This is a genomic window from Botrimarina colliarenosi (assembly GCF_007859955.1).
Classification (GTDB): Bacteria; Planctomycetota; Planctomycetia; order Pirellulales; family Lacipirellulaceae; genus Botrimarina; species Botrimarina colliarenosi.
This window is the reverse complement of sequence record NZ_SJPR01000001.1, coordinates 1,637,517-1,651,504: the sequence shown is the minus strand read 5'-3', so window position 1 is coordinate 1,651,504 and position 13,988 is coordinate 1,637,517. Positions and strand designations below refer to the sequence as shown.

At 67.1% G+C, this 13,988-nt stretch carries 10 protein-coding genes; 8 read left to right on the top strand and 2 right to left on the bottom strand.

What is annotated here, in order from left to right:
* Positions 1-270 precede the first annotated feature (270 nt).
* The 8 genes from Pla108_RS06480 to Pla108_RS06445 all read left to right on the top strand — a co-directional run bounded on the left by Pla108_RS06480 (position 271) and on the right by Pla108_RS06445 (position 12,586).
* Positions 271-1,365: a DUF1559 family PulG-like putative transporter gene (locus Pla108_RS06480; RefSeq protein ID WP_146444055.1), complete on the top strand. Its 1,095-nt coding sequence runs from the start codon at positions 271-273 to the stop codon at positions 1,363-1,365.
* Between the two features lie 140 nt (positions 1,366-1,505).
* Positions 1,506-2,816 carry a type II secretion system protein gene (locus Pla108_RS06475; protein WP_146444054.1) on the top strand — a complete coding sequence of 437 codons (1,311 nt, stop codon included), beginning with the start codon at positions 1,506-1,508 and terminating at the stop codon, positions 2,814-2,816.
* A gap of 183 nt (positions 2,817-2,999) precedes the next feature.
* Positions 3,000-5,195, top strand: a complete 2,196-nt coding sequence (locus Pla108_RS06470; RefSeq protein ID WP_146444053.1) for a double zinc ribbon domain-containing protein — start codon at positions 3,000-3,002, stop codon at positions 5,193-5,195.
* Positions 5,192-7,225, top strand: coding sequence for a DUF1559 family PulG-like putative transporter (locus Pla108_RS06465; RefSeq protein ID WP_146444052.1), 2,034 nt, complete (start codon positions 5,192-5,194; stop codon positions 7,223-7,225). The genes Pla108_RS06470 and Pla108_RS06465 overlap by 4 nt, the downstream gene beginning before the upstream one ends.
* A 52-nt stretch (positions 7,226-7,277) precedes the next feature.
* Positions 7,278-8,759, top strand: a complete 1,482-nt coding sequence (locus Pla108_RS06460; protein ID WP_146444051.1) for a hypothetical protein — start codon at positions 7,278-7,280, stop codon at positions 8,757-8,759.
* Positions 8,760-9,015: 256 nt separating this feature from the next.
* Positions 9,016-10,215, top strand: a complete 1,200-nt coding sequence (locus Pla108_RS06455; protein ID WP_146444050.1) for a PEP-CTERM sorting domain-containing protein — start codon at positions 9,016-9,018, stop codon at positions 10,213-10,215.
* A 219-nt stretch (positions 10,216-10,434) separates the two neighbouring features.
* On the top strand, positions 10,435-11,388 hold the full coding sequence (locus Pla108_RS06450) for an ABC transporter ATP-binding protein (protein ID WP_146444049.1): 954 nt from the start codon (positions 10,435-10,437) through the stop codon (positions 11,386-11,388).
* Between the two features lie 19 nt (positions 11,389-11,407).
* Complete coding sequence (locus tag Pla108_RS06445; protein WP_146444048.1) at positions 11,408-12,586, top strand: ABC transporter permease; 1,179 nt, start codon at positions 11,408-11,410, stop codon at positions 12,584-12,586.
* Between the two features lie 17 nt (positions 12,587-12,603).
* On the opposite strand, the gene Pla108_RS06440 is transcribed toward Pla108_RS06445, so the two are convergent.
* Both Pla108_RS06440 and Pla108_RS06435 read right to left on the bottom strand, forming a co-directional pair.
* Positions 12,604-12,843, bottom strand: a complete 240-nt coding sequence (locus tag Pla108_RS06440; RefSeq protein ID WP_146444047.1) for a hypothetical protein — start codon at positions 12,841-12,843, stop codon at positions 12,604-12,606.
* Complete coding sequence (locus Pla108_RS06435) at positions 12,840-13,976, bottom strand: glycosyltransferase family 2 protein (RefSeq protein ID WP_146444046.1); 1,137 nt, start codon at positions 13,974-13,976, stop codon at positions 12,840-12,842. Before Pla108_RS06435 ends, Pla108_RS06440 begins: the two co-directional genes overlap by 4 nt.
* Positions 13,977-13,988 lie beyond the last annotated feature (12 nt).

Below are 13,988 nucleotides of genomic sequence, written 5' to 3'. Positions count from 1 at the left end.
TCGTCTGCGCAATATTAATCAAACCTTAGCACTGGCTTCACCTGACCCGACGATCGGATTGCTAATCTCTCCCCCGGACACAGAGAGACAAGGTTCGAAACAACATCCGTCTGACGATTTAAGAGGCGTCGTCGGATGTCCCTGACGCCGTTTGTAATGAAACAGACGACGTCACCGACGGGGTAACACACGGTGAAGACGAACGGCGGGCACGGAAAGCTTGCGGATCGGTTCAGACATTTCGATTCGCTGCGCGGAGCGACGCTCGACATGAGTCGAGCTTCGCGGCGCGGGCTCACGCTTGTCGAATTGTTGGTCTCGATCAGCATCATCGGCATCCTCGTCGCCTTGCTTGTCCCGGCGGTCAACGCTGCCCGCGCCGCGAGTCGCAAGACCACTTGCATGAACAACCTGCGGCAGTTTGGCGTGGGGATGCACGCCTACAGCCAGCGCCACGGGACGCTCACCAGCGGGGCCTTCGATTGGAAGTACGAAGGCTCGATCACGGACATCGGCTGGGTGGCGGATCAGGTCGCCCAAGGGACGCCCGTCGGCCAGATGCTCTGCCCTTCGAATACTGCCAAGGTCTCGGCGACGGTGAACCAGCTCTTAGAGATGACCGAGGCGGACTTCGCCTCGTGCGTCGATCCGAAAGGGGGCAAGTCGCAAACCCTGCCCGACGGGACTCAAAAGACGCCGCCCTGCCGAAACATCCTTGAGCAAGGCCTCGAACCGCTGAGCCCTGAACGGGCCGCGATCATCGACAAAGACGTCATCCAGGCGTTCTACAACACCAACTTCGTGGCGACTTGGCTGCTGGTCCGCTCCCGGGCGCGGATCAACAAGAGCGGCAATCTCGAGTCGTCCGACCCGGGCTGCCCCGCGACCCTGAAGTCTCGTCCGGCGACTTACGGACCGCTGCGTCTGGCTGTGATTGACAGTGCGAAGATCCCCGCGAGCAGCGTCCCGCTACTCGCCGATGCGGGCCAAGCCAAGCCGCTGGTCGCCACCGTCGGCGACTTCAAGGCGGGCCTCCCCACCGCCGGCGCCACCACCGGCGGTCCGGTCAAGGTGCTGAACCTCCAGCCGCCGAGCTTCGACGAGGGTAAACCCCGCGCCGGCGCCGACGGCTGGTGGGCGGTCTGGAACAAGACCCGTCAAGACTACCGCGGTTTCGCCCCGGTCCATGCCGGCGTCTGCAACGTGCTGATGGCCGACGGCAGCGTCCACGCTTTCGACGACGTCAACCAGGACGGACTGATCAACAACGGATTCGGCGTGGAAGGGGACTCGGGATACGCCGACGACGTTGTCGAGGCGCCCGACGAGGTCCTCTTTAGCAAGCCGTCGGTGAAGCCGATCTGAGCGATTTTCTACTTACCTGAAACGGCAGAGCCGTGGCGACGACCTGGTGTCGATCGACCGTGAGCTCGGCCTAGTGCTTTCTTTCCTTTCCCTGGACGAGGCGTCAGGGCGCCGGGTCCAAACCCTTTCTCAACGAGGCGATGAGCAAAGAGATGACAACTCGCATGGAACTAGGCCGCTCGCTGCGGCCGCGAGCGACCCGCGCCGCGGGCTTCACCTTGGTGGAGCTGCTGGTGGTGATCGCGATTATCGGCATCCTCGTGGCGTTGCTGCTGCCGGCCGCCGCCCGGGCGCGGGAAGCCGCCCGTCGGGCCGAGTGCCAGAACAACCTCCGTCAGTTCGGCACCGGCTTCGCGCTGTTCGCCGACCGCGACAGCCAGGGCCGCATGTGCTCGGGCGCTTACGACTACCGTCGCGACGGCGCGGTCGATGTCTACGGCTGGGTCGCCGACCTGGTGAACACGGGCGCCGCCTTGCCGAACGATATGCTTTGCCCGACCAGCCCGCTGAGGGGCGCCGAGAAGATCAACGACCTCCTCGGTAACGACACGACCGACGCCCGCGACGGCGTAGACCCGGCGCGCCTCGCCAAGGGCGCGGCCGGCTCGCCGACCTTCAACGGAATCTCCGGTGGCGGCGGCACGACGTTCGGTGGCACCACGGCCAACTCGCCCGAGCGCGCCAACCTGATCGCCCGCGCCTTCCTCAACAAGGGCTACGGCACCAACTACGCAGCCAGCTGGTACTTCGTCCGCTCGGCGCCGCTGTTCGACGCCGCCGCGGCCAACCCGACCGACATCCAGACGAACAACCTCTCCAGTCTGAAGGGTCTGGCGGGAACCAAGGGCCCCCTGACGGTCGCCCAGCTGGAAGGATCGCGGATCGTCACCTCGAACGTCCCGCTCCTCGGTTGCGCCGCCCCTGGCGACATCGACGAAGCGGTCTTGGCCCAGACGATTGAGATGACCGCTTCGGACCCGTTCGCCAACGGCTCGGACGAGGCGGTTGTCTTCCTCAAGGCGGGCGACCTGCTGGCCGAGGCCTTCAACGACGGCCCCGCCTATATGGACAGCAACAACCGTGTGAAGCTCATCGGCAAGCAGATCAGCCTGGCCAACCAGGCCGCTTGCGAGCAGACCGCCAACGGCCAGTGCACCGCCTCGCCCGAGGGGGACGCCGGCAACGGCATCTACCTGCAGGACACCCGCGACTGGTACGCCTGGCACGCCGGTCTCGTGAACGTCCTCTTTGCCGACGGCTCGGTGAAGACGTTCAACGACCTCAACGGGGACGGCTTCCTCAACCCGGGCTTCCCGGTGGCCAGCGGTCTCGCCGACGCCGACTACCAGTCGATCGGTTACCGCAGCTCCGAAGTCGAGCTCCCCTCGGCGCAAATCTTCAGCGGCGTCTTCCTCGAAGGCAACTCGAAGCGCGGTGCGTTTGAGGACTGATCGGCTGTGGCTTGCTTTTGCCTTGCGGCATGAAGCGGCTTTTGCCTTGCGGCATGAAGCGGCTTGAACCTTGCGTTACGGAACGAAACGGCGGTCGGCCTGCGTTTGCGGGCCGACCGTCTTTCGCCCGTTTGTTTTGATCGCCTCGCCGCCAACCCGGCGAGCGCCCTCGCAGCGAACCATATGAAACCGTCTCACCTCGACTACGACGCGTCCTCACCGGGCGGGGAGACCCTGGCGTTTCCTGCCCGCCACAACGGCTCCGACACCGTAAGAATTAGCGGCGGCTCCCTAGCCTGCCCCGCTTGCGACACCCCGAGCACGGCCGACTCGAAGTTCTGCGGCGGTTGCGGCGTGCGGCTGTGGGAGCCCTGTGTCACGTGCGGCGAGATCAACCCCGTCGGCAAGGCGTTCTGTGGCGACTGCGGCGCCGACCTCGACACGACGCTGTCGGCTGTCCGCGAGGCGGCTGAGCGGGCGGTAGTAGACGCGATCTCCCTCAATGCGGAAGGCTGGGTCCTCCGCGCCTTGGAGACCCTCGCCGCCGTTGAAATCCCAGCGCCCGAACACACGCGGCTCGCCCCGCTTGTGAGTCGCGTCGCCGACCTGACCGCCGAGTACAAGACGCGTCGCGAGACGGCGATCCAAGAAGCAGACCACGTCCAGCAAAGCGCGCAGACGCTACTGCAAGCCGGTGACCACGCGGCGGCGCTTGTCGAGATCGAGAAGATCCCCGCCAGTCTCCGCAGCGCGAAGTTAACCGCGATGCACGCCCAGGCCGTCGCGGCGGTCGACGAAACACGGCGACTGCGGGCCGAGATTAAGCAGCGGATCGCCTCGAAGCGGCTCGACGGGCTCCTGCCGCTGGTCCAACGGCTGGTGGTCCTTGAGCCGTCGGACGACCAAATCGGCAAGCTCCTCAATCAGTTGCTCGACCGGCAGCAGAAGTCCGACGGGGATCTGGCCCAGCGGTTGATGGCCAAGGCGGCCGCGGCGCTTCAGGCAAACGACTACCCGACGGCCGCCAAGGCCCTTCAGTCGATGCCGGCGGTGCTCCCCGACCAACTCAAGGAACCGCTTGCCGCGTTGCAAGAGCCGGTCTGGCTTGCCCGGCAGCTGGCGAAGGCGCCCTACGCCGACCGGATCACCACCCAACTCGCCGCGCGGTTCGCCAAACAGCAACCGACGGACGAGCGACTCGCCAAGACGGTCGCCCAGCTGCAGCAGCGGCGCCAAGAATGGCAAGCCGACGCGCGTCAACCGCCACGGCCGTGGGCCAAGCCGCCCGCGACCCCGGCGTTCGGGCTTGCCGTTGAGTTGGCGACCCCCCCCGCGGCGCTCAACGCGGCGGCGCGGGCCGAGAAGGCTTCGGCGAGCCAGTTCTGGGGGGCGTACGGCTTGGCGCTACAGGCGCTCGGCGCCGCGCCGTTGTCGGTCGATCTGACGCCCCGCACCGGAAACTCGTGGTCGAAGCGACTGAACTTCAGTATCGGCCGCAAGCGTTCGGCCCCTGCTTGGGGTCTCGATATCGGTTCGCAGGCGATCAAAGCGGTTGGCTTGTCGGCGGCAGCAGAGGGCGAACCGCCGGCGGTCGTGCGGGCCATCGTCCGGGAGTTCGAGCCCGACCAGGAGGCGTCCGCCGTCTCCGCGTTGGCCGGGGAGCTCGGCCTGAAGGGGGCGGCGGTCGTTGTTGGCATGCCCCCCATCCAAACGCTCGGCCGCTTCTTCGAGTTACCCGCGCCCGAAGGTAAGCGGGCGAAGTTCGACGGCGCCGTGCAGTTCGAGGCCCAATCGCGGATCCCGCTCAAGCCGGAGGAGTCGGTGATCGATTACGTCGATCGGCCCGTCGTCGAAGCGGGTGACCGGACCGGCGTTGATCGGCGGTACGTCGCCCTCCTCGCGGCGAAGCGGATCGACGCCCAACACCGACGCCAACTGGCGGAGCTCTGCGGCGCGTCGAGCCTCACGCTCGGCAGCCCCGCGTTACTGCTGCCGATCGTGGCGCCGACAGACCCGGAGACCGTCACAGCCCTCGTCGATGTGGGGCACACCGTCACCGTCGTCTCGGTCCACGACCGCGGCTGCGTCTGGTTCCGGGCGCTGTACGGCGGGGCCGCCGATTTCGACCGAGCGATCGCCAAAGGCCTCGCCACCGACAACAAGACCGCGTCGAACCTGCGTCGTCAGCTGCATCGGGCGCCGCGTCCCCACCTCGTCGACGAGGCGATGGCGCCTGCCCTGGAAGAGTTCACCCGGCGGCTGCTCCTCGCGATCGATTCCTTCCAGAAAGAAATCGGACGCCCAATCGAGCGATTGCAATTGTGCGGCGGCGGCGCCGAGTCGTACGGGTTAGTCCGCTACTTGAGGACGGGGCAATGAGCCAAACACCACGAAGGCCAAGTGCGATCACGACGTATGCGTTGCTGGGCGCGGTCGCTCTGTCGGGCGTCGTCGGTTGTGGCGGCTGGTCGCAGAACGACGTCCGCGCGCTCGGCATTCGACGTGTAGACGATCCGGAAGAGGACGAGGAACGCCCGCCCGCGGCGGCGACCCAGAAGGAAGAGCCGAACTCCCAGCCGGCGGCTTTACCAGTGGCGTCGGCGACTGCACCCGCGGGGCCGTCGCAAGTCGCCGCGACCGACGACCAAGCGATCAGCGACACCGTCCCACCGCCAACGGCGCCGCTGTCGGCCGTCGAACGAGCGAGCCGCTCGGAGGCGAATCTCGAGCGAATCGCCGAGGCAATGGTCGCGTATCGCGATGCGAAGGGGGTTTACCCCCCCGCTGCCGTCTACGACGCCTCGGGCGCGCCGCTGTTGAGCTGGCGGGTCGCTCTGCTGCCGTACCTCGGTCACGAACGTCTCTACAGCTTCTTCGATCTGAAGCAGCCGTGGTACGCGCCCGCTAATAAGCGGCTGCTGAAGTACATCCCGGCCGTCTTTCAGGCGCCCGAGCGATTTGACGAGAAGACTTGCTACCGCCTGCCGATCGGCTCCGGGACCCTCTTTCCCGAGAGGAAGAGTCTGCTGCCCCAGCGTGTCGAAGACGGGCTGGCGAATACGGTCATGCTGCTCGAAGCCGATCAAGCGGTCGCCTGGACCGAGCCGAATGAGATGGAAATCGACTTGGCGAATCCCGGCGCGGGACTCGGCGCGCTGCGTTCGGGATCGATTTACCTCGCCTGGGCGAGTGGGATGGTCGGCAGCGTCGCCGACGACACGCGGCAGGCCGACCTCAAGGCGATGTTCACCCCCGACTCGGGGGAGCCCTTTGGTTTCGCCAGCGTGAACCACCCGATCGACCCCGGCGCCGTTGAGGTGGCCGCCATCGAACCTGAGAGCGCCGTCGCCGACCCAGAGGAACGACGACCAGGCGGCGACGCGAGTCCGCCGAGCGCGTCGTCGGAAGTCACGAAACTGAGTGGCGTGTACCGTCGCGCCGCTTCGCTCGCCCTGACCCGGGGGGACCACGGCCCCGCGTGGCGTTGGTTCTATGGCGCCGCGGCCCTCGGCGACGTCGCGCCCGACCTATTTGAGTGGTACCCCGCGTTGCGTCGGCCCGCCTTCGGACTGCACTACGGCGTCGCCCTGATCGAGCCCGAACGGGCCACTCGCAACGGCGACCGCGAACCGACCATCGTCAAGACCGACGCGCGAACTCGCACCGAGTTCTTGCGCCGGACGGCGCCCTTCGGCGAAGAGATTCTCGAAGCCGTTGAACGGAGCGCCGAAGGGGTCGCCCTCGTGCGACTGGCTCCGCCCGCGTCGGCGGTGGGGCAAGCTCCGCGTCGTGGCAATCGAGAGACGCCACGGGTGGTCACCTACTTCGGCGGCGGAACGCTCGCTGAGATGAAGCGGCTGGCCGAACTCGAAGGCTGCGACGTGCTGGTAGTGCTGGAGAAGTCGGTCTCGACGCGGGGTGGAAAACCACGCCAGCAGTTCCGCGTCTCGGTGACCGACCTCGTCCGCGACGAGTCGCTGTTAAGGGCGCCGCGGGTGACGCTCGAGCCGGGGGAAGAACTCCGCGACAGCAAGGCGTACCAAGAGCTCGTCTGGAGCTGGCGCGATCTGCTCGAAGACGGGCTTTCGCCGGGCGAGTGGCCGGTCACCCTACGGGAGTCGATCGCTGCTAAGCGAGTCACCGCCCTCGGGGCCTCGAACGACCCGTTCCCGCCGCGAGCCATCAGCGAGATCGGCTACTACCGCAGCCGTCGCTTGGTCGACGCGCAGGAGGTGCTCTTAGCGCTTCGAGAGCTGCTCGGCGAGGAACGCGCGATGGCGCTCGTGCTCGGCGACGCGGGCAAGCGGGAGCGAGTGCTCCGCGACTGGCTCCCTCCGCAAGACCCCGAGCAGCTGGTTGAAGAAGCGGCCCGCAACCAGGCGCGCGTCGCCGCCGTTGACGACGATTGAGTTGAATCCTTCTCACGCTCCTCCAAGCATCGCTCCGATGAGGTCTCACCTTATGCGCCACCGAATTTTCACCGCCTTGCGCGCCGCGCGGCGAGTCGCTGTTGTCCTGGTGTCGTGCCTTTCGGGGGTCGCTGAGGCGTCGGACGAGGTGGCGGTGTGGGACGGTGTGAGTCTGCCGTTTGTCGAGAACTGGTCGAACGCGAGCCGGTGGTCGACCGTCAATCCGCCGAATAACGACGCCACGACCTACGACGCCGTCATCGGGGCGGGAAACGTGGTCCAAGATATCGCGGGCGGGGTCACGCTCAACAACCTGACCTTCACCGACGCATTCGTCAGCGGCGCCGGCTCCTTGACGCTTGTCGGGGACCCGAGCGACCCGCTGGCGGTCTCATCGTGGCGCGCCGCGACACAGAACGCCGAGTTCCGCAACACGGGGGGCGTCACGGTCGCTAGCGGCGCGACGCTCAACATTACGGGCTCGGGCCAACGCAACCTCGGCCAGCCCGGCAGCAGCGACCCCGTCGAACTGACGGTCGAGGGCGTCGCCAACTTGATCGGTGTCGGCGCGTTCCAAGCGACCGGCGGAGGCGCCACGGTCCGAACGAGCGCCGGCGGTGTCTTCGACTTGCAGAGCAACGCCGACTTCGGCTCGGTCGGCGCCAACGGGCTGCTCGACAATGCGGGCGTCTTCAAGAAGTCGGGCGGGACCGACACCAGTTCGTTGAGTTCGCGCTGGGCCGTCCAGAACAGCGGCGCGATCCGCGTCGAGTCGGGCGCGCTCGAACTACTCGGCGCCGTCGACAACACCGGCGACCTGGTCGTCGATGGCGGCACGCTACGATTCCGCGGTCCGCTGACTCACTCGGGTACGGCCGACCTTGTTGACGGCGACGCCGTCTTCGATGGCGTGGTCTCCGGCGCGGGCGGATTCACCGGCGCCGGCGAGGCCCGCTTCAACAACCGCTACGCCCCGGGCGCCGAGACGGTCGCGTTCGGCGGCGATGTCGCACTGGCAGCGTCGGCCAACCTGCAGTTGCCGGTAGCGGGCGTCGCGGAGTTTGGCTCGTTGGCGATTGCCGGTTCGTTGTCACTTGACGGAACGCTGACCGTGTCGCTCGCAACGCCCGGCGGCGGGTCGGGTCCCTTCGCTCCCACGGCGGGCGATGTGTTCCCGCTCGCGACGGCCGTCGGCGGGGTCCTCGGAGCGTTCGACACCGTCGTGCTGCCGACCGCGGCCGCGGGGTTCTTCTGGTCACTCGAGGTTGACGCCAATCACGTCACGCTGCTCTACGACGAGATCACCCTCCCAGGCGACTACAACGGCGATGGCACGGTCAACGCCGCGGACTACACCGTGTGGCGTGACAACGCCGCGGGAGACTTCGCTCCCGAGGACTACGGCGTTTGGCGTGATAACTACGGCGCCGTCCTCCCCTCGCCAGCGACGACAGCGGTCGCGGAACCAACCGGCGGCGCAGCGGCGTTTCTCGTCGTCACCCTGGGAACCCTCTGGCGGCAACGCGCCAGCTGACGAACCGCCTGTCTGCGAACCCCAGCGGATGCGGTCCTGGAGAGCCGCCATCTTGCTGATTGCCCGCGGCTAGCGCCCGCGGCGCCGAGTCGTCCCCTACGCGAAAGCAGGGCGTCTCGATTTCTTGTGGTTTTTGGTGGACTGCTGTCGGGCGTGGCGACCGACCGCTGATGGGCCCTTTGTCAGCGGGGGTCCGACGCCCTCCCCCGTCCGTCGACATCAGGGGCGTTGTCACCCGGTCACAAAGGGTACTGAGATGTCTGTCACTCGCACGGCTTGGCTTGTCGCCATTGGTTTCGCCCTCGCGCTCCCCGCCACCGCATTCGCCACGATCCCTTACACTCCGGTCCCGTACGCCCCCTCGCTCATCGGCCCCACCGTGTTGCCTCCCAGCAGCGTCATCGGCAAAGAGTACTCGCACGACTTTGACCACAGCACGGCGGGCGTCGGCGGCGTCCCCGACGGCCAGCAAGTAGTCGCCTGGGACGGCATCGGCGGCGCCATGGACGGCGTCGACTTCACCGGTACGCGGCCCAGCTGGACTCCGGATCAAGAGATCGACGCGATCGCCAACCACGCCGACTACCTCACCCGTCAGGTGCTCCGTGACGAGTCGCACCTCGTCTTCTCGCACGACGACGAGATCGCCTTCCGCACCGCCGCCGGCGGTTTCATCCCCGGGAGCACACCCGCCGGAGGCCCCGTTCTGTTGTCCAACGGCAACGTCATTGGCGGCGCCGGCGAGGTCTCGATCGAGACCTCCGGCCTTTACACCGGGTCGGAGACGCAAGGCCTCTGGGCTTCGCAGAGTGAAGTGAACGGAATGCCGCTCCCGCGAGACATCGATGGCCTCGAGGTGTGGGGTCCCGAGCCGGCAAAGGACGGCGACACCGACAAGTACTCGCTCGATCTCGACTTCCTCAGCGGTGTCTCGGTGTGGAACGGCTCGGGAAGTTCCTACTTGTCGCACGCCGCGATCGTTGGCGCTGTCGAGAGCCTCCTCGGCCCAATCCCGGGGGCGGCTTACCTCCCCTTCGACAATCAGGAGAGCCGCAACGCGATCAACGTCGATGCGATGATGGTCCTCGACACGTTCGGCGACATCGACACCTTCGACCGCGATCCGTCTGGCAACGACGCCGGCGACATCCTGATCTTCAGCATCCGCCAGATTGTCGACACGTCCGATTCGACCGGCTACTACGCCACCGGTAGCGAGTTGTTTGTGATGGAGGGCAGCGGCTCGGTCAGTTTCCTCGACCACGGCGGCCACAGCTGGGACAAGGGTTACGCCCTCGGCTCGCTCCGGGTTGGCGGCGTCGGCCCCAACGAGTTCAGCGGCGTGATCGACATCAACGCGATCGAGTCGATCGCCGGCGTTCCCGAGCCGGCCGGCCTTGGCCTCCTCGGCGCCGGTCTGGCGGCGATGGCCGTGATGCGGCGCCGGCTGGGCTGAGTCCCGCGACGAATCATCGTCAATCACAACGACAGCAACCGGGCCGACCCCTCGCGGGTCGGCCCGGTTCACTTTTTGGCGATTGCACAAAGTGCGTAGGCAGGGTGGTCCACGGTGGCGGCGATCCCTTCCGTACGATCTGACCCGGACTCGGTCCGCCGAATCGCCTAGGATGGGGGGCTCGCCTTCGCCTCTCCCCCGTTCGGCCGATCCACCTCGATGTCGCACGTCCTAGCCGTCGAACAGTTGGCCAAGAGCTATGGCTCGCGGCGAGCGCTCGACGGCGTGTCGTTCGAGGCCGGACCGGGAGAACTGCTTGGCTTGCTCGGCCCCAATGGCGCCGGCAAGACGACGCTCATCCGCTGCCTCACCGGCCGCGTGAAGCCCGACGCCGGGATCATCACCCTGCTAGGCAGGCCCCTGCCCCGCCGCGGCGGTCGCGAGCGGCTCGGCTTCGTGCCGCAAGAGCTGGGGGTTTACCCCGATCTCACGACGCGCGAGAACCTCCACGCCTTCGGCGTCTTCAACGGCCTCCGCGGCGTGCGACTGCGTGAGCGGATTACGTGGGCGCTCGAATGGACCGGCCTCGCCGACCGCGCCGGCGACCTGCCGAAAAACTTTTCCGGCGGGATGAAGCGACGCGTCAACATCGCTTGTGGTGTGTTGCACGAACCCCAGGTCCTGCTGCTCGACGAGCCGACCGTCGGCGTCGATCCGCAGAGCCGCGAGCGCATCTTCGCGATGATCGAGACCCTCCGCGAAGCGGGCACGACGGTCCTGCTCACGACGCACCACCTCGAAGAGGCCGAGCAGCGTTGCGACCGGATCGTCGTCATCGATCACGGCCGCGTCATCGCCCAAGGGACTCTCAATGAATTGATCGACGCCACGGTCGGTCCGAACCGCCTAGCGACGGTGCGGCTCGTCCAGCCGCTCCCTCTCCACGCAACGGAGTCGATCCAACTCGAGTGGTCGCCCGTCAACGGCTCGGCGAACGGTCACGGCGCCGAGCCCAGGGTTCTCCGGACCCAGATCACCAGCGTTGCCGACGAACTTCCTCGGATGCTCGAATCGGTCGCGCGATTCGGCGGCGAGGTGCGCGACGTCGAGGTCCAATCGCCCAACCTCCAGTCGGTGTTCCTCCATCTCACCGGCCGCGAGCTCCGCGAGTAAAGGCACAGCAACGCCGATAATGACCGCACGCCTCATCACCGAAGTCGCCCTCATCGGCCTGCGCCGCATGTGGCACGCCAAGCTCGAGCTGCTGCTCGTGTTCGTCGTGCCGGTCGTCTTCTTCACGATCTTCGCGATGATCTTCACCGGCGGGGTTGGCTCGGGGCGGACCACTAAGATCAAGCTAGCGGTTGAGAATCTCGATCGCGGCGCGGTAGGAGAGCAGCTGACCGAACGGCTTGCGGCGAGCGACGCGGTGCGAATCGTCGACGGCCTCGAAGGGGCCGACGACCCGCTCGATCGGGCGCGCGACGCGGTGCTCCACGGCCAGGCAGCGGTGTCGCTCGTCGTTCCCGAGGGCTGGACGGCTTCGCTCGAGGCGGGCGCGCCGGAGCGGCTGTTCTTGCTTTACGACTCTTCCGACCAGGTGGCGCCCAAAGTCATGACCGCCTTGGTGCAAGAGACGATCGGCGCGATCCTGACCGACCGCGCCGCCGAGCGGGCCGAAACGCTCGCCGCCCAGGGGGTGCGCGCCCCGACGCCCCCGCCTCTTCCGGCAGTCGATGCGATCGATCTCTTGGCGGAAGGCAAGGCGAACCCAACTGTCGCGATGTACGCCGCCGGCATCGCGGTGATGTTTCTGCTCTTCAGCGCCACCGGCGCGGCGGGGTCGCTTCTGGAGGAAGAAGAGACGCAAACGCTCGAACGCCTCCTGGCGTCGCGGCTAACCATGTCGCACGTATTGGCCGGCAAGTGGCTGCAGCTAACGCTCGTGGGGGCGGTGCAGGTGTCGGTGATGTTTGCTTGGGCGCAGATCGCGTTTGGGCTCGACGTGCTACGACGCCTCGATGGTTTCCTGATAATGACCGTCACGACGGCGGCCGCTGCAGCGGCGCTGGCGTTGCTTCTAGCGGCGGCGTGCCGCACGCGGGCGCAGCTCAACGCGGTTTCCGTGATTCTGGTGCTGACGATGTCCGCCCTCGGCGGCAGCATGATTCCGCGTTACCTGATGAGCGAGTCGATGCAGCAGTACGGCCGGGTCACGTTCAACGCTTGGGCGATCGACGGCTACACGAAACTCTTCTGGCGCGATCAGCCAACGGTCGAGTTGTGGCCCGAGTTGGCCGTAATGGCGGGCTCGGCAGTGGTGATGCTGGTCGTGGCGCGCGGGCTGGCGACGCGGTGGGAGTCGGCGTGATCGAACGACGCGTCGTCTCATCCCCACCACAGTAGTAGCGTGCCAATCGCCGCCAAGCCGAGGATCCAGAGACCCACCAAACGGATCCGCTGCGACGCCGAACCGGCCCGCCAGCCCGCCTCGTGCTCAGCGTCGGTGATCCAGTAGCCACAGGCGGGGCACGCCTCCGCTTCGGCGTGCACCTCGGCGCCGCACTCGGGACAGTCGAAGACGTCGTCTTCGTCGAGGTCGTCCTGCCAGTCTTCGTCGTCGTTCATGGCGTGCTCACCGCCCCGCGGCCGCGCCAGGCGACCGGCTTGCCAACGCGGTCGCGCACAAGCGCTTCCCATTGAATGAAAAGGAACAACAGCACGCCAATCGGGTGGGCGAGCGCCCCTTCAAACGGCTGCCGGAACCGCAACGCGGCGTCGATCCGCGGCCCGATCGACAAACCGATCGCCGCCAACGACAGCCCCAGCGTGAGCGGCTCGTCACGCCACCAAGCGAAGCACGCCATCGGCAGCGGCATGACCTGGCCGAGCAATAAGAGCGCCGTGACCGGAATCAACAACGCCGGCGTCGCAACGCCCTCGGTCGCGTTCTTCGCCAAGCCATTCCATACCCCCGCAGCGCTGTCGTACATGCGGCAGTGGGCGACATCGGTCGCGTCAAACAGGTCCGTCTTGAGCCCAGCGCGGCGGTAAGCCCGCGGCAGGGTGACCCCATCGTGACGCGAAGCGCGAATCGCCGCGTGGCCACCGGCCTGTCGATAGGCGTCGCGACGGGTCAGGAAGAGCTGGCCGCACCCGGCGGCGAAGCTCGGCTCCAAGGACTTCCGCATCGCGCGCAGCGAGAGAAACCCAAGCAACACAAAGTGGATCAGCGGGAGCAGCAGACGCTCGAGCCAAGTCACGGTGACTTGGCGAGGGAAGCCGCTCAACAGGTCGGCGCCGGTCCTGGTCTGTTCGGCGAGGAGGCGGCCGAGGGCGTGGGGTTCGAGCCGCACGTCGGCGTCGATCCACAGCAGCGTCTCGTGCGTCGCCGCGTCGGCGAGCTGCTGGCAAGCGTGTTGCTTGCCATTCCAACCGACGGGCAGGGGGCGACCCCGCACGAACCGGACGCGCGAATCCGCCAAGGAGAGTCGTTCGACAATCGCCGCCGTGTCATCCTCCGACGCGTCGTCGAGCGCGACGACCTCGACATCGACTCCTTCGCCCGCCGCCAAGACCGCGGCGATGCAGGCTTCGATGTTCGCCGCTTCATTCCTGGCCGGGATCAGGACCGACAAGGCGCCGCTCGCGAGTCCGTTAGGTGCCCGCCCGAAGACCGTTCGATTCCGCCCATAGAAATACGCCGGGACCGCCGAACCGACGAGGCCAAGGGCGGCGAAGAGCGTAAGGGCATCCGGCATAGCAGCGTGTAG

What these genes read in the sequence shown, in the direction of transcription:
- Pla108_RS06480 (WP_146444055.1), top strand. Translation starts at nt 271, where the DNA reads ATGAGTCGAGCTTCGCGGCGCGGGCTCACGCTTGTCGAATTGTTGGTC.
- Pla108_RS06475 (WP_146444054.1), top strand. Translation starts at nt 1,506, where the DNA reads ATGAGCAAAGAGATGACAACTCGCATGGAACTAGGCCGCTCGCTGCGG.
- Pla108_RS06470 (WP_146444053.1), top strand. Translation starts at nt 3,000, where the DNA reads ATGAAACCGTCTCACCTCGACTACGACGCGTCCTCACCGGGCGGGGAG.
- Pla108_RS06465 (WP_146444052.1), top strand. Translation starts at nt 5,192, where the DNA reads ATGAGCCAAACACCACGAAGGCCAAGTGCGATCACGACGTATGCGTTG.
- Pla108_RS06460 (WP_146444051.1), top strand. Translation starts at nt 7,278, where the DNA reads ATGCGCCACCGAATTTTCACCGCCTTGCGCGCCGCGCGGCGAGTCGCT.
- Pla108_RS06455 (WP_146444050.1), top strand. Translation starts at nt 9,016, where the DNA reads ATGTCTGTCACTCGCACGGCTTGGCTTGTCGCCATTGGTTTCGCCCTC.
- Pla108_RS06450 (WP_146444049.1), top strand. Translation starts at nt 10,435, where the DNA reads ATGTCGCACGTCCTAGCCGTCGAACAGTTGGCCAAGAGCTATGGCTCG.
- Pla108_RS06445 (WP_146444048.1), top strand. Translation starts at nt 11,408, where the DNA reads ATGACCGCACGCCTCATCACCGAAGTCGCCCTCATCGGCCTGCGCCGC.
- Pla108_RS06440 (WP_146444047.1), bottom strand. Translation starts at nt 12,843, where the DNA reads ATGAACGACGACGAAGACTGGCAGGACGACCTCGACGAAGACGACGTC.
- Pla108_RS06435 (WP_146444046.1), bottom strand. Translation starts at nt 13,976, where the DNA reads ATGCCGGATGCCCTTACGCTCTTCGCCGCCCTTGGCCTCGTCGGTTCG.